The sequence below is a fragment of the Bacillus cereus group sp. Bce019 genome (assembly GCF_051781745.1).
Taxonomy (GTDB): domain Bacteria; phylum Bacillota; class Bacilli; order Bacillales; family Bacillaceae_G; genus Bacillus_A; species Bacillus_A cereus.
Window position 1 is genome coordinate 76,324 of the sequence record NZ_JBPWJX010000013.1, and the last position, 23,939, is coordinate 100,262.

The window sequence follows — 23,939 nt, forward strand, 5'->3', positions numbered from 1 at the left end:
TCCAAAAAATTAAACTAAAACATCAAAAGTAGTCACAAAAGATGGACGAGAGAAAATACTCTTTTGCTGTTCCGCATGTGGATGCGCTGGAGCTTGTCCTTCTGCTTGCGTGGGACGTTTTTTATGAGCGTTTTCGAATGAACGTGATTCTGTCCAGTCTTTAAAGTTTTGCTCTGTTTCCCACATCGTTAAGATGACGTATGTATCGTTACTTAATGGACGTAGAACACGGATTGCTTGGAATCCTGGTTCGTTTTCAATAAGGCCTGCGCGGTTTTTAAAGCGGTTTTCAAATACTGGGCGACCTTCGTCTGTGACAGAAATGTTGTTACAAACGATATAGCCAGGTTGTCCTTTAAATTCACCGACAGCATCTAGTACATCATATTGAAGTGAACCTTCTACAGATTCTTCTGTATTTTCTTTATAAAACATATTTTTTTCATCATTTTTTGCAGTGAAATGTGCTTGTTCTAGAGGTGTTTCGTATGAAATAATAGCCTTCATTTTAATGCCCCCCTTAATAGTTTGTTTCTATTATATCAACTCTCTTAAAAAACTTCGAAGATTATATACATAAAGATACTTCTTTTTCAAATAATAAATGTACCATCATTTGGAAAGAAGGACGATGTATGAAGAAAGTAAAGTGGACTTTATTAGGCGGCGTCGCAACGTTCGTAGTAGCGATTGTAATCTATAAACTTATCGTGTTAGCTGGTGGCTATATGATGGATGAAAAGCAGCTCGTTTTCCACTCTTCATCACGTATCGTTGACCAGAAAGGGAAAGAAATTACGAAATTATACGTAGAAAATAGAGAGCTCGTACCGATCGAGCAAATTCCGAAGTATGTGCAGCAGGCGTTTGTTGCGGTGGAAGATTCTCGTTTTTATGAGCATCAAGGGATTGATTATCCGTCTATATTCCGTGCTCTTTATAAAGATACGTTAGCTGGAGAAAAGGTAGAGGGCGGTAGTACCATTACGCAGCAACTCGCTAAAAACGTCTTTTTAACTCGTGAAAAAACATTTACGCGCAAATTGAAGGAAGTCGCAATTTCTCTTCAATTAGAGCAAAAATATACAAAGCAACAAATTCTTGAAATGTATATGAATCATATTTATTTTGGTCATGGGGCTTACGGCATTCAAGCGGCAGCAAAGTTGTATTTTAATAAAAATGTTGAGGATTTAACAGTAGAGGAAGGGGCAATGCTTGCAGGCCTTCCGAAGTCACCAAACGGATATTCACCGTACTATTCTGCAGAGAAGAGTAAGGAACGCCGTGATCTAGTGTTGTCACTTATGCATAAACAAGGCTATTTGACTGCAGAAGAAAGCGTTCGTTATCAAGGGAAGACAATTGCTCTATATAAAAATTTAGATGAGAATGAGCTTGCATATATGCCGTATATTGATATGGTCATAGATGAAGCCGCTCGTTTATACGGATTGTCTCATCAAGAAGTACTTCGCGGAGGATATACGTTTGTCGTACCTATGGATGAAAAGATTCAAAAGGTAGCATATAACCAGTTTCAAGATGCAAGGAATTTCCCTGGGAAAGAAGAGGGGGCGCAAGGTGCTTTCTTATTAATGGATAATCGTACGGGAGGGATTAAAGCGGCGATTGGGGGAAGAAAGTACGTCCCGAGAGGATTTAATCGTGTTTTTGCCAAAAGGCAGCCTGGATCTGTTTTAAAACCACTTATCGTTTATGCACCAGCACTAGAAACGAAAAAGTATAATCCGTATTCTTTATTAACGAATGAAAGAAATTCTTTTGAAGGGTATGAACCTCGAAATTATAATCATGAGTATTCAAAAGAAATGACGATGTATGATGCGATTTTAGAGTCGGCAAATGTACCGGCAGTTTCTTTATTAAATGAGTTAGGGGTAGAAGAAGGAAAGCAATATTTAGAAAAAGGAAATGTTCATATTGCAGATGCTGGTTTAAGTACAGCGCTTGGCGGATTGAAAAATGGCGTTTCAACATTTGATCTTGTAAAAATGTACCGTTCATTTTTAGCAAATGGAAATATTATCGAGCCGCACGTTATTGATAAAGTATTAAACAGACACGGTGCAGTCATTGGGGAATCTCCAAAAGTAGAGACAAAAATCTTCTCGAAGCAGACAGCATGGTATATGACGAAAATGCTAGAAGGAGTTGTGAAGGAAGGGACAGCAAGAGTTGGTGTATATAACGGTGCGTTAGCTGGAAAAACGGGTACAACTTCATTGCCAAATGACGATAAGGGAGCAAGAGATATGTGGTTCGTTGGTTATACACCGAACTTAGTAGGCGCTGTTTGGATTGGTTATGACCGTACGGATAAGGAGCATCAGTTGCAAGGAGAAAGTGCATCTGCGACAAAATTGTTTAAGAAAATTTTAACGAAGTCTAATGTAGAACATAAAGAGAAGTTTATGAAGCCTGAAGGTGTGGAAACAATCGGCGCTCCGATTCGGCTGCGCAAAATTGAAGATGTAAAAATGAAATTATCATTTAGCCCTTTCGGTTTATTTAAAGCAAAATTAAGCTGGACGCCACTTCCAGATAACAGAATTATGTACCGAATCTATAGAGTGGAGAACGGAATTCATACGCATGTTAGCACTGTAAATGGTGCTGGGGAATATGAGGAAAAGTTCGTTAACATATTTTCAAAACCGAGCTTTTACGTTGTACCATATAATACACAAACGAATCGTGAAGGAGAAAAGTCAAAAGTAGCTAAACCATAGTTTTTCTCTGTGTTATAATAAGAATGTTGTGAAAATAGTAAGCGTTTTTACGAATGTTTGTGTCAATTTAATGAACAACGTACATAATATTATGCATTTTGTTTTTACAAGCTGTATAGTAAAAAAAGATAAATATCGAACGTATTCGAAGCATTGGTAAGGAAGGGAGCAAGGGTCTTGGTAAGAACTATAAATGAGACATTTTTAAAAGCATGTAGGGGGGAACGTACCGATTATGTACCAGCATGGTATATGCGTCAAGCAGGTCGTTCACAGCCGGAATATAGAAAGATTAAAGAAAAGTATTCTTTATTTGAAATTACACACAATCCAGAGTTATGTGCTTACGTTACAAAATTGCCGGTTGATCAGTATAACGTAGACGCAGCAATTCTTTATAAAGATATTATGTCACCACTACCTGCAATTGGTGTGGATGTAGAAATTAAATCAGGTATTGGCCCAGTTATCGATAACCCAATCCGTTCTTTACAAGACGTAGAAAAACTAGGGGAAATCAATCCAGAAGATGACGTACCGTACATACTAGATACAATTCGTTTATTAACGACAGAAATGTTAGACGTACCGTTAATCGGTTTTTCAGGAGCTCCATTTACATTAGCGAGCTATATGATTGAAGGCGGTCCATCTCGTAACTACCATAATACGAAAGCGTTCATGTATGCAGAGCCAAAAGCTTGGTTTGCTTTAATGGATAAACTAGCAGATATGGTTATTACATATTTAAAAGCGCAAATTAACGCAGGAGCAAAAGCAGTTCAAATTTTCGATTCTTGGGTTGGAACAGTAAATGTAGCAGATTATCGCGTATTTATTAAACCAGCAATGGAGCGTATTTTTGCAGAAGTTCGTAAGATGGGTGTTCCAATGATTATGCACGGCGTAGGAGCTGCACACTTAGTGAATGAGTGGCACGATTTACCGCTTGATGTAGTCGGCTTAGACTGGCGCTTACCGATTGAAGAAGCACGTGCACGGGGCGTTCATAAGGCGGTACAAGGTAATATGGACCCTTCATTCTTACTTGCACCATGGTCTGTTATTGAAGAACATGTAAAAGGTATTTTAGATCAAGGGATGAAACAGCCGGGTTATATCTTTAACCTAGGTCACGGTGTATTCCCAGAAGTAAATCCAGATACATTAAAACGTTTAACTACATTTATTCATGAATACTCTAAAGGGCAGTTAGCGAAGTAAAGGAGCATTGCTGTATGAAAAAGAAAATTGGTTTGCTTGTAATGGCATACGGAACGCCATATAAAGAAGAAGATATTGAACGTTACTATACACATATTCGCAGAGGAAGAAAGCCAAGTCCTGAAATGCTGGAAGATTTAACAGAGCGTTACCGTGCAATTGGTGGTATTTCTCCTTTAGCTACTATTACATTAGAGCAAGCTAAGAAGTTAGAACAGCGTTTAAATGAAGTACAAGATGAAGTAGAGTATCATATGTATCTTGGCTTAAAACATATTGAACCGTTTATTGAAGATGCAGTGAAAGATATGCATAACGACGGAATACAAGATGCAATCGCACTTGTTCTTGCACCTCACTATTCTACGTTTAGCGTGAAATCATACGTTGGACGAGCACAAGAAGAAGCTGAGAAACTTGGAAACTTAACAATTCACGGCATTGATAGCTGGTATAAAGAGCCGAAATTCATCCAGTACTGGGTTGATGCAGTGAAAGGTATATATAACGGTATGTCAGATGCAGAGCGTGAAAAAGCAGTATTAATCGTATCTGCACATAGCTTACCAGAGAAAATTATTGCAATGGGCGATCCATATCCAGATCAATTAAATGAAACAGCGGATTATATCGCGCGCGGAGCTGAAGTAGCAAACTATGCAGTAGGCTGGCAAAGTGCAGGAAACACACCAGATCCTTGGATTGGTCCAGATGTACAAGATTTAACGAGAGAACTAAATGAAAAGCACGGTTATACTTCATTCGTATATGCACCAGTTGGATTTGTTGCGGAACATTTAGAAGTTTTATATGATAACGACTTTGAGTGTAAAGTTGTAACGGATGAAATTGGCGCGAAATATTATCGTCCAGAAATGCCAAATGCATCGGACGCATTTATTGATTGTTTAACAGATGTTGTATTAAAGAAAAAAGAATCTGTACTGTAAGAAGAAAGGGGGATCCTGCTTGAGGAAAAAGGTTGTGATCATCGGCGGAGGCATCACTGGATTAACAGCAATGTATAACTTACAAAAAAATATTCATGAAAAAAACTTGCCGATTGATACATTACTTATAGAAGCATCGGGTAAACTTGGCGGAAAAATTCAAACCGTTCGAAAAGATGGATTTACAATTGAGCGCGGACCAGATTCTTTCTTAGCACGAAAAGAAAGTGCAGCTAGATTAGTGAAAGAATTAGGTCTTGGCGATGAACTTGTAAATAATCAAGCCGGTCAATCATTTATCCTTGTAAACAATCGGTTACATAAAATGCCGAATGGATCAATGATGGGAATTCCAACGCAAATTACGCCGTTTCTATTTTCCGGGCTGTTCTCCCCAATTGGTAAACTAAGAGCTGGCTTTGATCTATTAATGCCGAGGTCAAAGCCAGTATCTGACCAATCACTCGGACAATTTTTCAGACATCGTCTTGGAAACGAAGTGGTTGAAAACTTAATAGAGCCGTTACTATCGGGTATTTATGCAGGGGATATTGATGAAATGAGCTTAATGTCAACATTCCCGCAAATGTATCAAATTGAGCAGAAACATCGCAGTATTTCACTCGGTATGCGTACGCTCGCTCCGAAAGAAGAGAAAGCTGAACCGAAAAAGGGAATGTTCCAAACAGTGAAAACAGGTTTAGAATCTATCGTAAAATCTCTCGAAGCAAAGATGCATGAAGGTACGATAATAAAGGGAACTCGCATTGAAAAAGTTGCAAAACAGGGTGATGGTTATACGATTACTCTTAGTAACGGAAAAGAAATAGAAGCGGACGCCATCGTAGTGGCAACTTCGCATAAAGTATTGCCGTCCATGTTTGCTCAGTACAAGCAGTTTCGTTTCTTCCGTAATATTCCATCCACATCCGTTGCGAATGTGGCACTTGCTTTCCAAAAGTCTGCAATCCAGCGCGATATTAATGGTACAGGATTTGTCGTATCACGAAATAGCGATTACACCATTACAGCATGTACGTGGACGCATAAAAAATGGCCACATACAACGCCAGAAGGAAAAACACTCATTCGCTGTTACGTTGGACGTGCTGGTGATGAAGCGGTTGTAGAACAAACTGAAGAAGAACTCGTTCAGCTCGTACTAGAAGATTTAAGGAAGACGATGGATATTACAGAGGATCCAGAGTTTACAATCGTAAGTCGCTGGAAAGAAGCGATGCCTCAATATACAGTAGGCCATAACGAGCGAATGAAGAAACTCACAACATTTATGGAGAAAGAGTTGCCAGGTATATACTTGGCAGGTAGCTCCTATGCTGGTGCTGGACTTCCAGACTGTATGAATCAAGGTGAGGAAGCTGCAAAGCGTGTATTATCTCATTTGGAGAAAGTAATAGATGCTGAATTAATCCCACAATAAATTATAAGAAACGCCTTCAATCATATTGAAGGCGTTTCGTTTATTATATAAAATACTTATTCGCCAATAAACATATATAAGTTATTTGGCTTTATAACAGCATCTCCTGCATAAATAACCCAATCTGTTAAGTTATCAAAATCTAAATGATAACTATTTCCTTTACTCATATCTTCTATAAAATATGGTTCATTGATGAGTATTCCTTGAATGAAATCTTCCGTAATGTTTTGCATTTCAAACCACATATGTTCACTTTTTCCTTCTTCGTAGGAGACACCAAACTTAGCAAGGAAACGAAAATCTTCATTTGATTGTTCAATGTGAAAAATGTTGCTGAAATACCCGAAAGTATTTTTCGCATTGTAAGCCATACGATCGGTTTCACTATTTGTTTTATAGAACATGAGCCCTGTAGCTTCCTCGTGTTCTTTGAAAAAACTTTCAATATATTCTTCTGAAGTATTAAATTTGAATAAGAGAACGGATGGAGATTGATGGTATTTATCTCGGGCATCCATTCCGCCTAAGAATGTATTTTGTGCATCTATTGGCTGTAATTTCACTTCTTCATCCTCGATTGAAGATAATTGGTCCATACTCGTTTTATGCCCTATATAAGATAATCCTTTCTCCCACGGAACGGCGACTGTATGTATAGAACCTTGCTGACTATGCGCGATAACGATAGGCTCATTCATAGGGACTTGTCCATTCTCAACGGCATTATTAGCAAATGTTTGAAAGAGATCGCCAATGCCGTAGTAGGAAGAAATACGATTTGGAATAATTAACTCTATTTCAGTTACGCCCGCTCTTAAAAGGCCGTGTGTATGAAACCAATATTGCGTAGGCTCGCCTTCTTTATCGTCTTCATAAACGGAATGAATAACGTATAAGTCAGGAATGTCAGGTAATAATTCATTTTCAACGTGATATTCAATATAGTTTCTAGATATCACTTTCATTGCTGCACTTGAATCGATTACAAATAACAAATCTGGGGCGAGGTTCCATAAAAATTGTATTTGCTGGAAAAAGCAGTCGAGTACATCGCCTACAAATAGCGTACGAGTGAAAATTTCAGTACCGAAAGCCGCATCTTCAAAATTACGATCTACAATTGTAGAATCTTGTCTATTGTACATTTTATATTCTTCTGGGTCATTCGCCTCATCAATATGCAGTTCATACGGTATGATTGTTTCATCCATATGTAACTCAACAATAAGGCTTGTCTCATCACTATAAACAATTTTTAACTCATCAACTTTAGTAGCGATATTTTCTAGCCGTTGTTTTAACTGCTCAATTGTAATTCTAGTTGGTATAACAGCAATCATATCTGAAAAATGACGTTCTAATGTTCCATTCATAGCTGCGCGGTATGTTTCTGTTTGCACTTCCATCCAATCACTCCTATTCAAATGAATCCATTTTACATGCCAATCAAATGTCGATATTTTCTGTTTTCTCTCTCTAACATTATAGAGTGCATTTGTAGAAGGTGTAAAATTATTATTTTGTATTATAGTTTGAAAGCTTGTAAATTAAATAAATCTTTTGTAAAATTTGTCGAAAAATAGTTCTATATAACGAATCATTTGTTATGATAGAAATGCTGAGAAAATATGAAATAGGGAGAGGAAAATGGCTGTGAAGAAATTGTTAAGCGTCTTTTTATCATTCTTGCTATTGCTTTCATTTACTGGAACTTTAGCGCAAGCAGAAGAAACTGCTTCTATGTCAGTAGAAAAAGCAATTCAAGTATTTAAGCAGCAAGGGAAAACGAAGGGGATTGTGGAAGGATATATTGTCGGATATACGCAAAGTTCTTCTAAATATACGAAGGATCCAGCTAAGTTTGATGATACAAACGTAGCAATTGCAGATTCGCCAAACGAAACGAATCCAGACAAAATCATGCCCGTTCAGTTGCCAAAAGGTGATGTGAGAACGGCAGTGAATGTAAAAGATCACCCTGAAAATATCGGGAAGAAAGTTAGTTTGACTGGGACTCTTGAATTATATTTTAGTAACCCAGGTCTAAAATCAGTAACAGCTTATAAGTTTCAAGGTGAAGGACAAAACCGTGTTAGCGATGTAGTAGCTTCACCGAACGGCGGAGAAGTTGCTAAAGGAACAGCGGTAACATTAACGACGAATACAGAAGGCGCAACAATCTACTATACGTTAGATGGCTCTAATCCTACTAATAAAAGTGTTCGTTATAATGGACAAATTATAGTGAATGAAAATAGTGTAGTGAAAGCAATCGCAGAAAAAGAAGGACTTACTTCTTCAGCAATTTCGACATTTTCATTTATTATCGTAAATAATGAACAGGTTCGTATTCATGACATTCAAGGAAAATCACATATGTCTCCTTACAACGGGAAGAAAGTATACAATGTGGAAGGCGTTGTAACAGCGCTTGATAAAAATGGTTTTTATATAGAAGACAATCAGCCAGATAATGATCCAGCTACTTCAGAAGGTATGTACGTATACAAAAAAGATGCGAATGTAGCAGTAGGAGATCTTATTCAAGTTGATGGAGTAGTAGAAGAATATGTTGGACCAGGATATGCAGAGCGATTTGAAACAGACTTAACGACGACAGAAATTAAGGCGAGTCGCGTTGTTGTAATCGCAAAAGATCAATCTTTGCCGGCACCGATTGTACTTGGGGAAAACGGTATGAAAATCCCAGACCAGATTATTGATAATGATGCATTCGGTTTATTTGATCCAAATGAAGATGCAATCGACTTTTATGAAAGTATAGAAGGTATGCGTGTTACGATGCCAACACCAAAAATTATTGCACCTCAGAAAAACGGAAATTTATATGTAACAGTAAAAAATGGTGGAGATAAAGTAGTAACACAATATGGCACACCTCTATTAGATGAAAATCAATTAAACCCAGAGCGCCTTTCTGTAAAAGTACCTCGTGATTATGTAGCAAAAGTAGGAGATACTTTCACTGGAGATATAACAGGGGTAGTAGGATATGATTACGGTTCTTTCCGTATTTCGCCAATAACAGAACTGCCAGCTGTAGTGGATGGTGGATTTAAGCAAGTAGGCGCAAATATTCAGCCACGTCTTGATAAGTTAACGGTTGCTACATATAACATTGAAAACTTCTCAGCGAATAAAAAAGAAACAACAGATGAAAAGGTAAAAGCGCTAGCGTATTCTATTAAATACAACTTAAAAATGCCAGATATTATCGGTGTAGAGGAAATGCAAGATAATAACGGATCAATTAATGACGGTACAACAGATGCGTCATTAAGCGCAAAACGTATCATTGATGCAGTTCTAGAAATTCGTGGACCGAAGTATGAGTATGTAGAAATCGCTCCAAACAATAATCAAGACGGAGGAGCACCAGGAGCGAATATTCGCGTCGGCTTCTTCTATAATCCATCACGCGTGAAATTAGCGCCGGTACCGAAGTTACTTGATAAAAATGTTGTTCGTATTGGAGACGAAAATCCATTATTTGAAAGTACACGTAAACCGTTAGCGGCAGAATTTACGTTCCAAGGACAAAACATTGTTGTCGTTGCAAATCACTTAAACTCAAAACTAGGAGATGCAACGCCATTTGGAAAAGTGCAGCCGCTCGTATTAAAAAGTGAAGAAAAACGAATTCAGTTAGCACAAGAAGTAAATCATTTCGTGCAAGGAATTCAGAAAAAGAATACGAATGCACCAGTTGTCGTGTTAGGTGATATGAACGATTTCGAATTCTCTAAACCACTAAAAACACTAGAGGGAACAATCTTAAAAGATATGTTAAACACAGTGCCAAAAGAGAATCGTTACACGTACATTCACGAAGGAAATGCACAAGTGTTAGATCATATTTTAGTAACAAATAATATCGCACCACACACAATTGTAGATCCAGTGCACTTAAACTCAAATATAATGAAAGAGCACGGACGTGTAAGCGACCATGACCCAGTACTTGCTCAAATTGATTTGAAGAAAGCTTCTTAAAGAAAGGAACGCTTAGGTGACTAAGCGTTCTTTTTTGGCATCGTTATAGAATAGTATAAAGAGATAATTCCTTTTTTTGTAATCTAATGATAAAATTGATTGAATATTTAGTTTTTAATAAGGGGGACAACAATGCAGTTACAAATAAATGGAAAGGTAATGAATCAGTTTGCAATTTTTTTTAGTACGATCATCATGCTTCAGTTTGTAGCTGATATAACAGGACTTACAAGCAATCTAGATATTACGTATAACTTAATACATACAGCAGCTTCTTATATAACATTTAGTTTGGCGGTTATTTTCACTTTAATAGGTGCAAGAAGAGAATTAAGTAAATATGCAATTGTTTCATTATGTTTAGTAATAGCGATTAAAGCGATTTATTTTGTAGCGGTTGTTATTTTATGGGGATTGGCAGGTACACCGTAAGTGAATAGTAAATAAAACCCTAATTTCCAATATAGTAAGGAAATTAGGGTTTTATTATACTTGAAACGCTTTTCTGCACCGCTCTCTTTTTTGCAACCTTCTTCTATATTTTTTTCTATCACGTTTTACTCCTTGTATATACATGATTAAGCTAACGAAGAGGAAGAAGGCACATTGTATTGTCAAAATATATGGTGACATGCCATGCAGCGGCTGCCTTGGATCATATAAATGAATAGGTGCTCCGCCTATTGTAGGGAGTACCGTATTTAGCAGGACGTAAGGAATAGAGGTAGTTGCAAATGGAAATAGAAGCGCCATATAGTCCTTTTGGGACCATGCAGATGCAGCAAGTCCTAAAAGAGCCATCAAACCTGCAAATAAAAAATTAATTCCGATATATACAGCAATGTAAGTGATGGGAGAAGTTTCATATAAGTTTGCGAACATCCCGTTATCATTTATAATGCCTGAACCAGCCGTTGGTACTCCGTCTGGAATGGTTAATTTGCAAAATAATAACGATAAGATGAATGGAAATGTATAAAGAAGTCCGCCGCAAAAAAATGTAACGATATATTTCGTTACTGAATAAGAAAATAAAGAAATTTCTTTACTGACAAACGGTTTAAAACCATCGGACTTATCCGAGTTATAACTTGTACTAAAGGGAAGACTTGCAATAACTGGCATTAATAATAAATAAACATCCATTTCATTTCCACGAAATCCAATCCATTTAATATCCGTCGATATAGGTCCATTCGCAGCGTCTCCTAAATAACGAATTACATAATAATAATGATAAATACAAATAAGAACAAATCCACTAAACATAATAATTAAAGAAACACGATTACAAAAAGCTTGCTTTATATTTAAACGAAGCGCACGCATCATGACTGAAAAAGCCTCCACTATTTTGATAAACTTGTCTATTTTCTATATTACTATTAATTGTAAAGATTTTCTTGTTTTTTTATTTGATTATTTGAAAAAGAGGAATTTTGTTGTTGTGAGGTAAGGTTTAGCTGAAAGAAATTTTTCTAAAATATGGTTGACAATTAAGTATTACATTTGTAATCTTAATTGTAGATTACAAATGTAATACTTAGGAGTGAAACATACGATGACAAATCAATTACCTAAAATATCTGAAGCGGAATTAGAAATTATGAAAGTACTTTGGTCGAGTTCTCCACAAACAGCGAATGAAATTATAGAAGAACTGGAAGATGCAATGGACTGGAAACCAAAAACAATCCGCACATTAATTAATCGATTAGTACAAAAGGAAGCCGTTTCTTACCATCAAGATAAAGGGCGAATGTATGCTTATTATCCGTTAGTATCACAACATAATTATTTGCAAGTGGAAACGAAATCTTTACTAAAACGTTTTTGCGGTGCAGCGTTTAAACCATTACTTGTTAATTTCTTAAAAGAGGAGAAATTATCTTCAGAAGATATTAATGAATTAAAACGCATTTTAGATGAGAAGACAGAGGAGAATAAGAGGAAGGATCGATAAAAATGATAAACACGCTTATAAATGTATACCTTCCTCATTTTTTTGATTGGCTTATAGAAACGTCACTTATGGCTAGCATATTAGTCGGATTTATTTTATGTATAAAAGTTCTATTTAGAAATAAATTAACCCCCCGGTGGCAATATATGCTGTGGATCGTATTAATGATAAGACTCCTTTTACCGTGGTCGCCAGATAGCTCTTATAGCATTTACTCATTACTTTCTTATAGTTCTAGCGTATCGGAAGTTATTCCCAAAAATATGCCGGCTACTGAGAATATAGTAAACATAGAAAGCGACCGTAAAGTGGAATTGAAATCAAATCCTAAAATGGTGACAAAAACTAGCGAACCGGAAGTAAAAGTCAGTTCGGAAAAACAGACTACATTTTCTTTATACCAACTTGCTTTGTATGTTTGGCTAGCTGGGGTAATCATATTAGCAGCCATCACGTTTCTTACAAATAGACGTTTATATTCTTACATAAAGAAACAACCGGATATTACGGACGAACAGGTCACTACAGTGTTTAATCGCTGTAAGCAGTCTATGAAAATGAAGAAGGCAGTTTCATTACGTCTTGCAGGAAAGATTGCAAGTCCAACGGTTTTTAGTTTCTTTCGCCCGAAAGTATTACTATCAAAAAAACATATGAAAGTATTAAATGAACAACAATTACAATATGTCTTTTACCATGAGTTAGCTCATATTAAGAGAAACGATGTAGCTGTAAATTGGATTATGTACAGTTTAATCCTATTAAATTGGTTCAATCCGATTCTTTGGTACGCCTATTTTTGTATGCGAGAAGATCAAGAATTAGCCTGTGATGCATATGCACTTACTTTTATAGATAAAGAGGAACAAATTGCATACGGACATACAATTATTACCCTTCTAGAACACTATTCCTATCAAGTACCAAGCCTAGCAAATTTAAGTAGAAATAAACGAACACTAAAAAGGAGAATCGTTATGATTAAAAAGTTTCAAAAGAAATCGTATCGTCTTTCTTTACTTGGGATTATTGCTATAGTTGCTATAGCATCCCTTTCTTTATTCAACGCACGTACAACGGAAGGAAAAGAAAAGCAAGAGGATAAAGTAGAGCAGTCAAAGGATGCTTTCCAAAATGCTGTAGATACATTATTTGGTACAGAGGAAAAGGCGAGAAAAGAGTGGGGAATGTCAAACTGGCAATATGAAAACCGAACAGCCTTTTTATATCATGCTGAAAAAGCTTTAACAAAGGAAGAGTTTGAGAATTATGTGCAGTTATATAAAGAGGTATTACAGATCGAGAAAAAAGGATTAGTTAGATTAAACTTACCCGAAAATTTCCAAGGGGATATAAAAGAGGTGAAAGAAGAGCGCTTAAGTACAGAAAATCGTGAAAAATTAAAAGAAATTCGTAATAAAACAACTCCTTATGAGGATAAGGTAGGGAAGTATTTAACATATACAGTTGAAGAAGTGCAGCAACATGTTGATTTCCAAATTAAGAGGCCAACTTATACAATTAAAGGATATACCCAAAAAGACGAAAGGGTGAATTATTATCTTAAGATAAAGCCGGAATTCACTATTGAATTAGAATATACGAACGGAAAAGGAAATTATACAATTTCTCAATCGCAAGTTTTTGGGGAAAGCAAAGACCCATTTAGCCACCAGTTTGTAGTGCCTGAAAATATAGAACAGTACGAACTAGAAGGGAATCAAATATTCTACGCTACTCATCACTCGGATAGTAATTTACAAGGTATGAAGATGATTGTTCCAGCAAAAGGGAAAAATAGTGCATACCAAATCGTTATTATTAATCATAGTTTAGAGAACCAAGGAGAAGCAGTATTCGATAAGAATGTAAATAAAGAAGAATTAGAGAAAATTATGCTTTCTATGTTGAAATAGCAAAAAGGTGTTCTTAAGATGTATATCTCTAGAACATCTTTTCCTTTTCTCTTTTCTTCTGATAAACTATGGAAAGTATGATATAACTTGACTGAAATCTTTTATACTGGAAATAATAAAAAGAGAACTTGTATAGAATGTAAGCGTGTGGTAATATCAAAGATGTACTGATTGACTATATTATCCAATTGGTCATTTTTGGAGGTGAAGATGTGGCGATAGATCGAAAACGTTCTATTATTGAAGCTGCAACAAAGTCTTTTTCAGCGTTCGGTTATAAAGCAACAACGATGGATCAAGTAGCGAAGTTAGCGAATGTAGGAAAAGGAACGATTTATACTTTTTTCAAAAATAAAGAAGAGCTATTTGGCGAAATTATTTCTAATTTAATTACAGAAATGAAGCAAGTTGCAGAAAGTGCAATTCGTTCAGATGTTTCATTTTTTGAAAATGTACATAGAGCATTATATAGCATCTTGGAATTTAGAAAAGAACATCAGCTCATGATTAAATTAATTCAAGAAGAGCGCGATATGGGAACGAAAGAAGTACAAGAAGTTATGCAACAAGTTGATGTGGAAATCGTTTCTGTTATTCAATCGTATTTAAAGATTGCGATTGAAAAAGGTGAAATTAGCAAATGTGATCCAGAAATTACAGCATTTATTATGCTTCGTCTATATGTATCGCTTATTTTTGATTGGGAAAAAAATCATGAACCGCTAGAAAAAGAAAAAATTGCAGAGTTATTTGAACTTTATTTACTAAAAGGATTGTCAAACTAAGATAATCCTTTTAATTTTATAAAAAAATGACCGAATGAACAATGTGGTCATATATTTAAGTTAAGGGGGGATATAGAAAAAATATAATCATAATGAGAAAAAGTTGCATAGTAATAAATTCGGGGATAAGGCATATGTATGAACAAGTATAGCCTTTTTGTTTGGGTAAAAATGACTATATGAACATTTTGGTCATTTGATAAAAGGGGGAGAAATTATGAAAGGGAATCAGTTACTTCGGAAAGAGTTCACAGAAATTATAAAAAGTAAAAAAATATTAATTCCAATTATTGCGGTCTTATTCGTACCGATTTTATATGCAGGGATGTTTTTGTGGGCCTTTTGGGATCCGTATAAACAGTTAGATGACTTACCAGTTGCAGTAGTCAATTTAGATAAAGGCGCAGTATTTGATGGGAAACCAATTGAGGTCGGAAAAGGGCTCGTTGATAATTTAAAAGATAATAAAAGTTTTAAATGGGAGTTCGTAAGTGAAAAAGAAGCGAAGAAAGGAATGGAAGGTAGAAAGTATTACATGTTAGTGCGCATTCCAGATGACTTCTCAAGTAACGCTACAACGTTACTAAAAGACAATCCAAAGCCATTAAACTTAGAGTACATTCCAAACGAAAGTTTAAACTTCTTATCTTCACAAATTGGAGGAACAGCCATTGAAAAGATTAAAACTGAAGTATCAAGCACGTTAACGAAAACATATGCAGAGAAAATGTTCGATTCTATTAAAGACGTCTCAAAAGGATTAGCAGATGGAGCGGAAGGGGCAAGTAAACTACACGACGGATCAAGTGAGTTGCATGATGGTTCAAGTAAAGTGACGGATGGCCTTCATACGCTTCAAGGGAAATCTGGGGAGATGAAGGATGGAGTTGGGAAACTATTTGATGGATCTGGGAAAGTGACAGCAGGTTTAAATACGTTAAATAGCAAAACCGGTGAAATGCAAATAGGTATCGGGAAATTAGTAGATGGCTCCGGAAAAGTAACAGATGGTTTACATGTATTAAATAGCAATGTAGGTATCGGAAAATTAGTAGATGGGTCAGGAAAAGTAACAGACGGTTTACATGCACTAAATGGCAATGCGGGTATCGGGAAATTAGTAGACGGCTCAGGAAAAGTAACGAACGGTTTAAATACGTTAAATAGTAAAACAAGTGAGATGCAAACAGGTATCGGAAAATTAGTAGATGGGTCAGGAAAAGTAACAGACGGTTTAAATACGTTAAATAACAAAACGGGTGAAATGCAAAAAGGTATTGGCGAATTGCGTGATGGATCTGAGAAAGTGACCGGTGGTTTGAACAAGTTAGTAAGTAAATCCGGTGAATTAAAAACAGGAACAACTGATCTATCAAATGGTATGGAACAACTGGTTGGGGGACAAAAACAATTAGAGGTAGCTTCTCAAAAAATTGAAAAGGGTTTGCAAGATTTAAATAGTAAAGTGAAAAGTTCTGCTGCAGGTTTAGAGGAAATACAGTCGAAAGGCCCTTCTATATTGAATACAGTAAATGAGAAAATAGATGGAGCTGGGGCGAATGTAAATCAGTTAAATGAACTTACGCAATCAACAGCAGGAGATGCAAAAAATGCAGCGCAAGATGTAGCGAATTTACAAAAGCAAATCGAGAGTTTACCGAAAGAATATCAAGAGCAGTTACAACCATTTATAACAAGTGCTGTAAAAAGTACAGCTACAGTTCAACAAAAAGCTGCCGGAGTAGCAGGTGGAACAAATAAATTAAATGAAGAAGTAAAACAATTAAAAGGCGAAATAAATCAAAAAACAAGTGATGCACAAAACAAACTACCGAATACAGCGAAATTGGACTCTTTAACAGAGGGTATTGAGAAATTATCCAGTGCACAAAAAGGATTTGTTGAAAATTTCCAAGGGTTTGGTAAGAATTTAAATGTAGCAAAAGAAGGCGCAAATAAATTTAAAAATGAATCCGGTCAATTAATTGATGCGATAAATCAATTAGCAGATGGCTCTGGTCAAGTAACAGGCGGTTTAGGAACATTATCTGCAGGAGCAAATCAAATGGCAGGTGGTGTACATCAATTAGCAGATGGCTCAAGTCAAGTAACAGGCGGTTTAGGAACATTGTCTGCAGAAGCAAACCAAATGGCAGGTGGAGTAAATCAATTAGCAGATGGCTCAAGCCAAGTAACAGGCGGTTTAGGAATATTATCTGCAGGAGTAACGAAATTAGCGGATGGCTCAAGCCAAGTAACAGGCGGTTTAGGAACATTATCTGTAGGGGTGTCCCAATTAGCAGATGGCTCCGGTCAAGTAACAGGCGGTTTAGGAACATTATCTGTAGGAGCAAATCAAATGGCAGGTGGAGTAAATCAATTAGCAGATGGCTCCGGTCAAGTAACAACAGGCTTAGGCACATTATCAAATGGCTCAACCCAGCTAATCGACGGAGTAAATAAACTAGCAGACGGATCAGGAAAAGTAACTGATGGACTAGTGAAAGTAAATGATGGTTCAAGTGAACTTGCAGAGAAACTTGGCGAAGGAGCAGAAAAAACTGGTGAAGTAAAAGGGACGGATAAAACGTATGATATGTTTGCAAGTCCTGTAAAAGTGAAGACGGAGAAAATGGCGGAAGTTCCTAACTACGGAACTGGATTTACGCCGTATTTCCTATCACTCGGTTTATTCGTTGGGGCATTACTATTATCAATCGTATATCCATTACGTGATACAGTAGGAGTTCCAAAATCAGGATTTAGTTGGTTTATTAGTAAGTTCGGCGTACTACTATCAGTTGGTATTATTCAAGCGATAGTAGCAGATGTTATATTACTGTTCGGATTGGGTGTAGAAGTACAAAGCATTCCATACTTCATACTCTTTAGTATCATTACAAGTTTAGCATTTATCGCATTAATTCAATGTTTAGTAACAGCATTCGGTGATGCAGGCCGTTTTATTGCCATTATCACATTAATTATGCAGCTTACAACGAGTGCCGGAACATTCCCGCTAGAATTGATTCCGAAGTTTTTACAACCATTCAATGCTTGGTTACCGATGACATACTCTGTATCAGGATTGAAAGCAGTCGTATCGAGTGGAGACTTTGACTTCATGTGGCAAAACATAGGAATGCTCATGATCTTTATCGTTGTATTATCACTTGGAACGATCGCTTCCTTAACTTTGATGCACAAACGACAATTTAAAAATGTTGCTGAAAATCAATCGGTTGAAGCGTAGATAAAAGCACCTTTTTGGTGCTTTTTTATTTTAATAGAGGGCACATCTTTTCCTTAGTTCATCTATAAATCTTTCTAAAAGCTATAAAAACGAAAGAAAAGGAATTACAACAATTTACAGAGAAACATAGGGTAGAGGAGTTGATATGATGAAAGGCAATCTTACTTATTATTTTATCGTAAATCCGCTAATAATCTTTCTTGTTTATGCCCTTTCACCTATATTGTTTGATAAAGAAGTATATACAAGTATGAAAGATGCATTTGGAATACTTACGTTCTATTATGTGTTAATGGGTGGATATTACTTTATTGATATTTTAAGTGAAAAGATAAAGAAAAAAAGTGATGGAGGATAACAAAATGACTGAAAGTGAAATGAAATTCCGGGATACGACCATTCGTAACTTTTTCGATAAAGAGGATCGTTTAAAATCGATTCCAGGTCAAAAGAAGAAAAAACTAGTATTGTTAGAGCATTTAATTAGCAAGTTAAATGCTGAAAATCAATATACAGAAAAAGAAATTAATACATTTATAAAACAATATCATGATGATTTTTGTACAATTAGACGTGAATTTATTGTACAGGGGTTTATGAATAGAGAGGATAATATGTACTGTATAAACGGGAGAGAAGTTTGGACGAAGTGGGAGGAGTTAAAATAATGAATCAGCGAGGGGATCCCCGCTGATTATAAGCCTGTGCTAGTCTTGCTGTTTCTTTGTAGTAAGTCTATGAACGCTTCAACATTCGAACTTGTAATGTATCCAAGTGTTATATATTCATCTTCATAGTAAAATATTATTTTTTTGTCAAAGATTCTTCTCTTCGTTTCTATGGATAGAATTTTTTCATAATCAAATTCGGCAATGAATGTGTTTTTATATTGGCTAAAAAAGAGAAGTCTTTGATTAGTAGCAAGTAACATGCCAGGATACGGGACTTTATGCGTAATCATATAGCCAGTAAGTGAACATTTTAAAGTAGATAAAATCTTTTCTTCTTTATGTAATAGTTGTTTTGCAGCTGTTAAGATTGGATTCATTGCATACATTCCTTTTATTTTGATGTATGAATATTGTATCAAGAGTAAAAAGATTCTCAATATGTAATATTGCATATTGGCCGTTTTATCGTTGTAATATTATTTTTAAAAAGAAAAAGTACGAGGTGATTCAATGATACGGTTAGTAAAAGAGACTGATGCAGAAGCAATTATGAATATTAGAAAAGAAATTATATTATCGGAAACTACTACAAAATTTTTCATAGTATCCCCAAAGAAGTTACCGAATGATATGAATGCAGAAAGAGAAAAGATACGGAAAAGTAATGAGAAAGGTAATCTTTATATCGTGTATGAAGTAGATGGGAAGGTAGTTGGCTTTTTACTTTTCAACCGATATGAACTAGAACGGTTACAACACGCAGGCACAATGGGAATGGGGATTAAAGAGGCGTATTGTAATCAAGGCATAGGCACGAAATTAATTGAATTTCTTATTCGTTGGGCTAAAGAGCAGAAAGGTTTAGAGAAAATTTGCTTAGGCGTAGTTTCTATTAATGATAGGGCGATTAAGGTGTATAAACGTATGGGATTTGTAGAGGAAGGCAGACAAAGAAAGCAAATAAAGTATGAAGATGGATCATATGGAGATGACGTATTGATGGGGTTTTATATTGAATGAAACAAAGGAGTTTTCTATTGATAGCACGTGGGATTTTATGAGTAATTGTATAGGCGATGCATACGTTAGTGAAGAGACTGCCAATATTGGCAGTCTCTTTTTAGTGGAAATGTTAACACTTAGCAAACCTTAAGCTCCAATCTTTCTTTCTGACGAAGATGATGAGCAAAATGCATAGAAATAAGTTGAAACCATTCTGCTGCATTTAAGTAACCAAGCCCAGGATGTTCGACTTTACAATCACTTGGAATAGAAGAAAGTGTTGGCTCAATGTCTTTAACAACTGTAATTAATTCTAGCATACGTTTTTGTATTTCTTCTTTATTAGAGGGATTTTCAGGTGTATATCCAGGATGATTTGGTACTTTGATTTGTATATCCGGGAAAGCACCAAGTTTATATACTTTTTCACCCATATCCGTTTTCTTGTTAGTTGCTGATGGTGTTTCAGTTTTACATTTCGCGATTGCATCTAACTGCATATATGTAGAGGCAATTAAATGACTATACATTTGACCGAGGGACCATTCTTCGCTAGACGGCTTCGTCCTAAATTGTTCTATAGAGTACCTTTCTAATTCCTCTATGTAATACGTAGCTAATTCCTCAAATTTCTTCATATTGCTAACTCCTTTTTATGAAAATGTATTTGTTAATACCTACTATAAAGGAGGGCTACTGACAGCATTATGTCAGTAGTGAAATTAAAGTTTTAACATTTTTTTTGCTTCATCACGGATTTTCTCAGAAAGAATTTTTGGCTCAAGTACTTGCACTTGGCTTCCCCAGCTCAATACCCATTGAAACACTTCGTCTATGTTTCTTGATTTCAAAAAGACGTGAAAATCGTTATCTCTATGTTCATATGAATCTATAAAAAAATATCGTGATTCAATAATTTTATGTGCAATATGAGATGGAAACAATAAATGGATTGTAACAGTACGATTGCTTTCAGGCTTATAGTTTTGTAAAGAAAAGTCTTTCGGTTTTGTGAAAAATTCTTGTTCTTGCTGTAACGTATCCATACGATCTAAGCGGAAATTGCGTATTTGTTTTCGAAGTAAACAGTGGGCAACGATGTACCAAATTCCTGAAATATTGACTAAGCCATAAGGATGAACGGTCCGCTTTATTTTTGTAGTTTCTCTCGGTTTCCGATAAGAAAAAGAGATAGCTTGTTCTTTTTGAATAGATTCTTGCAATAGGAGAAGTTGATTTTCTAGTTTTTCTTGTTCAGATTGCTGATGTGAAAATATAGGAGAAAGGAAACGAAAAGTTTCTCGTAATTCCTGGGCTTTCTTTTGTTGATCAGCAGGGAGAACAATTTCAAGTTTCTCTTTTGCTGATCGTGCATGTACAGAAAAAGAAGAAGTGAAAGTTTTCTCGATATAATCACCGCCTAGTAAAAGAGTAACAGCCTCTTCAGGCGTAAGCTGAATGGGGGGCAAGAAATAACCATCCATTAATGAATAACCGTGACCAGGCATTGAATAAATAGGAACACCTGATTCGTTAAGTGCATCCATGTCTCGATAAATAGTCCTTATACTTGTTTCGAATTTTTCAGCTAAGCTTTTTGCTGTAACAGTTTGTCTTCTTTGTAATTCAATTAATATGGCTAATAAACGATCTGTCCGATTCATGAAATATCACCTTCAAATTTTTATAAATATGCTTACTATAAACTTCTAAAAGCAGTATGTTTTCCCCTCCCATTAACAGACTTTTACCTATGTATAATATTAATATAGTAAAATCATAACAACCGATATTGCAGTTTCCAATAATATACTATATAATCAATTTAAGAAAACGTTTTCATGCAAAGGGGGAGAATTTCGTGTCGACTATAGAGGACGTGGCGAAATTAGCGGGGTTATCAAGGACAACGGTTTCTAGGGTGATTAATAATCATCCATATGTTTCAGATGAGAAGAAAAAAAGGGTTCAATTAGCAATGAAGCATTTAGGCTTCGTTCCTAATTCTGCGGCGAGAAGGCTTCGTAAACAAAAAACGGAAACAATTGCGGTGCTAGTTCCAAGGATTACAAATCCTTTCTTCAGTAGATTTATCGAAGCAATCGAGATTGCTGCTTCTGAACATAAATATAAACTGATTATTTGTCAAACAAGATATTTACCGGAAAAAGAGATGGAGTATTTACAATTATTATCTACGAAGCAAGTAGATGGGATTATTCTATGTTCACTAGAAAATCCGTGGGAAGATGTAGAGCCATACTTACAGCACGGTCCAATCGTGTTGTGTAATGAATATATTGAGGAAGCAAATATTCCAACAGTGAAGTTTGATCATGCGCAAGGAGCATACATAGCTGCGAAGCATGTGTTAGATCAAGGATATCGTAATCTTATTTTTTGCCGTGGTAACGAAACCAAAGTCGTTAGCCAGCAGCGAAAAATGGGCTTTTTACGTGCAATAACTGAGAAGAGCCGCCAAGTAGAAGCGATCGACTTTCTTGAAAACGCTTTCTCTTGGGAAGATGGAAAACGAATATTCCATGAAGTATTAAAGGACAAAAAAAATCCTACCGCGATTTTGGCAGGAGGCGATGAGGTAGCAGCTGGAATTATCTCAGAGGCGAAACGCCATAACTGGAGCATTCCAGATGATCTCGCTGTTATCGGTTTTGATAATCAAATATTATCGCAGATTACAGAACCAGGTATTACGACAATTGAACAGCCAATTGATGAAATGGCCCGAAAAGTTGTCGACCTAATGATGGATAAAATCCATACGAAAAATTATCGAAAAAAAGAATTGTATGAGTTTGAACTGGAGCTCTTGGTGAAAGGTTCAACGATGAAGGATAAGATGTTATTAGCCTAGTAGACTATGTCTGCTAGGTTTTTTTCTGTTCACAAACTACTATTCTTCGTGAACGCAATCATCACATTTGTTATGGTATGCTTCGTGCTGCTCATCAATTTCTTTCCCGCAGTGTGCACAAGTTTTCGTCGGTAAATTTCTGAAAAACTCCATTGGTTGATCGATCATGTCAATCCCTCCATTTCCATTTCTTACTATCATTGTATTAGTACAAAAAATAAAAGTCAACAACTGTTTTATAACAAAATTGAAAATTAATGAAAAAGTTTAGGAAATGGATTATAGTTAACAATGTAGGATGTAAGTAAAACATGCATTTCTACTCGGTTTTAGAAAGGATGGATACATATGAAAATGACTGTTGTCGGCTTTTGGGGCGGCTTTCCAGAAGCGGGAGAAGCAACGTCGGGGTATTTGTTTGAACACGATGGTTTTCGTTTACTTGTAGACTGTGGTAGTGGTGTACTAGCACAGCTTCAAAAATATATAACACCATCTGATATAGATGCAGTTGTACTGTCGCACTATCATCACGATCATGTTGCAGACATTGGGGTATTGCAATATGCGAGATTAATTACGAGTGCGACAACAAGGCAACTACCAGAACTACCAATATACGGTCATACATTTGATGAGAATGGATTCAACTCTTTAACGCATGAACCGCATACGAAAGGAATCGCGTACAATCCAGAAGAAACACTTCAAGTTGGACCGTTCTCGATTTCGTTCTTAAAAACTGTTCATCCTGTTACATGCTTTGCGATGCGTATTACAGCTGGAGATGATGCTGTAGTATACAGCGCTGATTCCAGTTATATTCCTGAATTCATTCCATTCACGAAAGATGCTGATCTTTTCATTTGTGAGTGTAATATGTATGCACATCAAGAGGCTGCAAAAGCAGGGCATATGAATAGTACAGAAGTAGCAAGTATTGCAAAAGATGCGAATGTAAAAGAACTTTTATTAACGCACTTACCGCATACAGGTAACCCATCTGATTTAGTAACAGAAGCAAAACAAATTTTCAGTGGCCATATTACGCTAGCGCATAGTGGTTACGTATGGAACTCATGAGGTGAT

22 protein-coding genes are annotated in these 23,939 nt (G+C 36.1%); 15 read left to right on the forward strand and 7 right to left on the reverse strand.

All coding sequences use genetic code 11. The features are described from left to right. Nucleotides 1-9: 9 nt before the first annotated feature. Nucleotides 10-507, reverse strand: a complete 498-nt coding sequence (hmoB, locus tag ACS2QP_RS17895) for a heme-degrading monooxygenase HmoB (RefSeq protein WP_000644062.1) — start codon at nucleotides 505-507, stop codon at nucleotides 10-12. Between the two features lie 128 nt (nucleotides 508-635). Here hmoB and ACS2QP_RS17900 point away from each other — a divergent pair, with 128 nt between their 5' ends. The 4 genes from ACS2QP_RS17900 to hemY all read left to right on the forward strand — a co-directional run bounded on the left by ACS2QP_RS17900 (nucleotide 636) and on the right by hemY (nucleotide 6,368). Next, nucleotides 636-2,753 carry a transglycosylase domain-containing protein gene (locus ACS2QP_RS17900; RefSeq protein ID WP_410989632.1) on the forward strand — a complete coding sequence of 706 codons (2,118 nt, stop codon included), beginning with the start codon at nucleotides 636-638 and terminating at the stop codon, nucleotides 2,751-2,753. Between the two features lie 177 nt (nucleotides 2,754-2,930). After that, a complete protein-coding gene (hemE, locus tag ACS2QP_RS17905; RefSeq protein WP_000252605.1) occupies nucleotides 2,931-3,977 on the forward strand; it encodes a uroporphyrinogen decarboxylase in 1,047 nt (348 codons plus the stop codon). 14 nt (nucleotides 3,978-3,991) lie between these two features. Next, on the forward strand, nucleotides 3,992-4,927 hold the full coding sequence (gene hemH / locus ACS2QP_RS17910; protein ID WP_000726800.1) for a ferrochelatase: 936 nt from the start codon (nucleotides 3,992-3,994) through the stop codon (nucleotides 4,925-4,927). Between the two features lie 19 nt (nucleotides 4,928-4,946). After that, the gene (gene hemY, locus ACS2QP_RS17915) at nucleotides 4,947-6,368 is read left to right on the forward strand and encodes a protoporphyrinogen oxidase (protein ID WP_153582208.1); all 1,422 of its coding nucleotides are present in this window, start codon (nucleotides 4,947-4,949) and stop codon (nucleotides 6,366-6,368) included. A 56-nt stretch (nucleotides 6,369-6,424) separates the two neighbouring features. On the opposite strand, the gene ACS2QP_RS17920 is transcribed toward hemY, so the two are convergent. Next, nucleotides 6,425-7,777 carry a DUF4026 domain-containing protein gene (locus tag ACS2QP_RS17920; protein ID WP_438882702.1) on the reverse strand — a complete coding sequence of 451 codons (1,353 nt, stop codon included), beginning with the start codon at nucleotides 7,775-7,777 and terminating at the stop codon, nucleotides 6,425-6,427. A 241-nt stretch (nucleotides 7,778-8,018) separates the two neighbouring features. Here ACS2QP_RS17920 and ACS2QP_RS17925 point away from each other — a divergent pair, with 241 nt between their 5' ends. Both ACS2QP_RS17925 and ACS2QP_RS17930 read left to right on the forward strand, forming a co-directional pair. After that, nucleotides 8,019-10,385 (forward strand): DUF6359 domain-containing protein, encoded by a 2,367-nt coding sequence (locus ACS2QP_RS17925; protein ID WP_438882703.1) that lies wholly within the window; start codon nucleotides 8,019-8,021, stop codon nucleotides 10,383-10,385. A 132-nt stretch (nucleotides 10,386-10,517) separates the two neighbouring features. Beyond that, nucleotides 10,518-10,817: a hypothetical protein gene (locus tag ACS2QP_RS17930; RefSeq protein ID WP_001176843.1), complete on the forward strand. Its 300-nt coding sequence runs from the start codon at nucleotides 10,518-10,520 to the stop codon at nucleotides 10,815-10,817. 54 nt (nucleotides 10,818-10,871) lie between these two features. On the opposite strand, the gene ACS2QP_RS17935 is transcribed toward ACS2QP_RS17930, so the two are convergent. Continuing rightward, nucleotides 10,872-11,717, reverse strand: a complete 846-nt coding sequence (locus tag ACS2QP_RS17935; RefSeq protein WP_000984145.1) for a hypothetical protein — start codon at nucleotides 11,715-11,717, stop codon at nucleotides 10,872-10,874. Nucleotides 11,718-11,946: 229 nt separating this feature from the next. On the opposite strand from ACS2QP_RS17935, the gene ACS2QP_RS17940 reads away from it, so the two are divergent. From ACS2QP_RS17940 to ACS2QP_RS17965, 6 genes are all read left to right on the forward strand, one after another. Then, nucleotides 11,947-12,348 (forward strand): BlaI/MecI/CopY family transcriptional regulator, encoded by a 402-nt coding sequence (locus tag ACS2QP_RS17940; protein ID WP_000184510.1) that lies wholly within the window; start codon nucleotides 11,947-11,949, stop codon nucleotides 12,346-12,348. 2 nt (nucleotides 12,349-12,350) lie between these two features. Next, the gene (locus ACS2QP_RS17945) at nucleotides 12,351-14,264 is read left to right on the forward strand and encodes a M56 family metallopeptidase (protein WP_438882704.1); all 1,914 of its coding nucleotides are present in this window, start codon (nucleotides 12,351-12,353) and stop codon (nucleotides 14,262-14,264) included. Nucleotides 14,265-14,476: 212 nt separating this feature from the next. Continuing rightward, nucleotides 14,477-15,049, forward strand: a complete 573-nt coding sequence (locus tag ACS2QP_RS17950) for a TetR/AcrR family transcriptional regulator (protein ID WP_000963381.1) — start codon at nucleotides 14,477-14,479, stop codon at nucleotides 15,047-15,049. Nucleotides 15,050-15,266: 217 nt separating this feature from the next. Beyond that, nucleotides 15,267-18,302 carry a YhgE/Pip domain-containing protein gene (locus ACS2QP_RS17955; protein ID WP_332283548.1) on the forward strand — a complete coding sequence of 1,012 codons (3,036 nt, stop codon included), beginning with the start codon at nucleotides 15,267-15,269 and terminating at the stop codon, nucleotides 18,300-18,302. A 145-nt stretch (nucleotides 18,303-18,447) separates the two neighbouring features. Further along, nucleotides 18,448-18,660, forward strand: coding sequence for a hypothetical protein (locus ACS2QP_RS17960; protein ID WP_001986098.1), 213 nt, complete (start codon nucleotides 18,448-18,450; stop codon nucleotides 18,658-18,660). Between the two features lie 4 nt (nucleotides 18,661-18,664). Further along, entirely contained in the window at nucleotides 18,665-18,970 is a 306-nt protein-coding gene (locus tag ACS2QP_RS17965; protein WP_000140291.1) for a DUF2087 domain-containing protein, read from the forward strand. Nucleotides 18,971-18,996: 26 nt separating this feature from the next. On the opposite strand, the gene ACS2QP_RS17970 is transcribed toward ACS2QP_RS17965, so the two are convergent. Continuing rightward, nucleotides 18,997-19,350, reverse strand: a complete 354-nt coding sequence (locus ACS2QP_RS17970; RefSeq protein WP_001068220.1) for a PH domain-containing protein — start codon at nucleotides 19,348-19,350, stop codon at nucleotides 18,997-18,999. A 133-nt stretch (nucleotides 19,351-19,483) separates the two neighbouring features. Here ACS2QP_RS17970 and ACS2QP_RS17975 point away from each other — a divergent pair, with 133 nt between their 5' ends. Beyond that, nucleotides 19,484-19,993: a GNAT family N-acetyltransferase gene (locus ACS2QP_RS17975; protein ID WP_000620468.1), complete on the forward strand. Its 510-nt coding sequence runs from the start codon at nucleotides 19,484-19,486 to the stop codon at nucleotides 19,991-19,993. 119 nt (nucleotides 19,994-20,112) lie between these two features. Here ACS2QP_RS17975 and ACS2QP_RS17980 read toward each other — a convergent pair whose 3' ends face one another. Together ACS2QP_RS17980 and ACS2QP_RS17985 are read right to left on the reverse strand one after the other, a co-directional pair. Continuing rightward, nucleotides 20,113-20,613 (reverse strand): DinB family protein, encoded by a 501-nt coding sequence (locus tag ACS2QP_RS17980; RefSeq protein ID WP_017674287.1) that lies wholly within the window; start codon nucleotides 20,611-20,613, stop codon nucleotides 20,113-20,115. Between the two features lie 84 nt (nucleotides 20,614-20,697). Then, entirely contained in the window at nucleotides 20,698-21,639 is a 942-nt protein-coding gene (locus ACS2QP_RS17985; RefSeq protein WP_001082260.1) for a helix-turn-helix transcriptional regulator, read from the reverse strand. Nucleotides 21,640-21,836: 197 nt separating this feature from the next. On the opposite strand from ACS2QP_RS17985, the gene ACS2QP_RS17990 reads away from it, so the two are divergent. Continuing rightward, nucleotides 21,837-22,850: a LacI family DNA-binding transcriptional regulator gene (locus tag ACS2QP_RS17990; protein WP_000103715.1), complete on the forward strand. Its 1,014-nt coding sequence runs from the start codon at nucleotides 21,837-21,839 to the stop codon at nucleotides 22,848-22,850. A gap of 39 nt (nucleotides 22,851-22,889) precedes the next feature. On the opposite strand, the gene yhfH is transcribed toward ACS2QP_RS17990, so the two are convergent. Further along, nucleotides 22,890-23,018, reverse strand: coding sequence for a protein YhfH (gene yhfH, locus ACS2QP_RS17995; RefSeq protein WP_000567010.1), 129 nt, complete (start codon nucleotides 23,016-23,018; stop codon nucleotides 22,890-22,892). A 180-nt stretch (nucleotides 23,019-23,198) separates the two neighbouring features. Here yhfH and ACS2QP_RS18000 point away from each other — a divergent pair, with 180 nt between their 5' ends. Beyond that, on the forward strand, nucleotides 23,199-23,933 hold the full coding sequence (locus ACS2QP_RS18000) for an MBL fold metallo-hydrolase (RefSeq protein ID WP_063535849.1): 735 nt from the start codon (nucleotides 23,199-23,201) through the stop codon (nucleotides 23,931-23,933). The last annotated feature ends 6 nt before the right edge of the window (nucleotides 23,934-23,939 follow it).

What these genes read in the sequence shown, in the direction of transcription:
- ACS2QP_RS17960 (WP_001986098.1), top strand. Translation starts at nt 18,448, where the DNA reads ATGATGAAAGGCAATCTTACTTATTATTTTATCGTAAATCCGCTAATA.
- ACS2QP_RS17900 (WP_410989632.1), top strand. Translation starts at nt 636, where the DNA reads ATGAAGAAAGTAAAGTGGACTTTATTAGGCGGCGTCGCAACGTTCGTA.
- yhfH (WP_000567010.1), bottom strand. Translation starts at nt 23,018, where the DNA reads ATGATCGATCAACCAATGGAGTTTTTCAGAAATTTACCGACGAAAACT.
- ACS2QP_RS18000 (WP_063535849.1), top strand. Translation starts at nt 23,199, where the DNA reads ATGAAAATGACTGTTGTCGGCTTTTGGGGCGGCTTTCCAGAAGCGGGA.
- hmoB (WP_000644062.1), bottom strand. Translation starts at nt 507, where the DNA reads ATGAAGGCTATTATTTCATACGAAACACCTCTAGAACAAGCACATTTC.
- ACS2QP_RS17955 (WP_332283548.1), top strand. Translation starts at nt 15,267, where the DNA reads ATGAAAGGGAATCAGTTACTTCGGAAAGAGTTCACAGAAATTATAAAA.
- ACS2QP_RS17970 (WP_001068220.1), bottom strand. Translation starts at nt 19,350, where the DNA reads ATGAATCCAATCTTAACAGCTGCAAAACAACTATTACATAAAGAAGAA.
- ACS2QP_RS17945 (WP_438882704.1), top strand. Translation starts at nt 12,351, where the DNA reads ATGATAAACACGCTTATAAATGTATACCTTCCTCATTTTTTTGATTGG.
- ACS2QP_RS17985 (WP_001082260.1), bottom strand. Translation starts at nt 21,639, where the DNA reads ATGAATCGGACAGATCGTTTATTAGCCATATTAATTGAATTACAAAGA.
- ACS2QP_RS17935 (WP_000984145.1), bottom strand. Translation starts at nt 11,717, where the DNA reads ATGATGCGTGCGCTTCGTTTAAATATAAAGCAAGCTTTTTGTAATCGT.
- ACS2QP_RS17920 (WP_438882702.1), bottom strand. Translation starts at nt 7,777, where the DNA reads ATGGAAGTGCAAACAGAAACATACCGCGCAGCTATGAATGGAACATTA.
- ACS2QP_RS17980 (WP_017674287.1), bottom strand. Translation starts at nt 20,613, where the DNA reads ATGAAGAAATTTGAGGAATTAGCTACGTATTACATAGAGGAATTAGAA.
- ACS2QP_RS17930 (WP_001176843.1), top strand. Translation starts at nt 10,518, where the DNA reads ATGCAGTTACAAATAAATGGAAAGGTAATGAATCAGTTTGCAATTTTT.
- ACS2QP_RS17940 (WP_000184510.1), top strand. Translation starts at nt 11,947, where the DNA reads ATGACAAATCAATTACCTAAAATATCTGAAGCGGAATTAGAAATTATG.
- ACS2QP_RS17965 (WP_000140291.1), top strand. Translation starts at nt 18,665, where the DNA reads ATGACTGAAAGTGAAATGAAATTCCGGGATACGACCATTCGTAACTTT.
- ACS2QP_RS17975 (WP_000620468.1), top strand. Translation starts at nt 19,484, where the DNA reads ATGATACGGTTAGTAAAAGAGACTGATGCAGAAGCAATTATGAATATT.
- hemH (WP_000726800.1), top strand. Translation starts at nt 3,992, where the DNA reads ATGAAAAAGAAAATTGGTTTGCTTGTAATGGCATACGGAACGCCATAT.
- ACS2QP_RS17925 (WP_438882703.1), top strand. Translation starts at nt 8,019, where the DNA reads ATGGCTGTGAAGAAATTGTTAAGCGTCTTTTTATCATTCTTGCTATTG.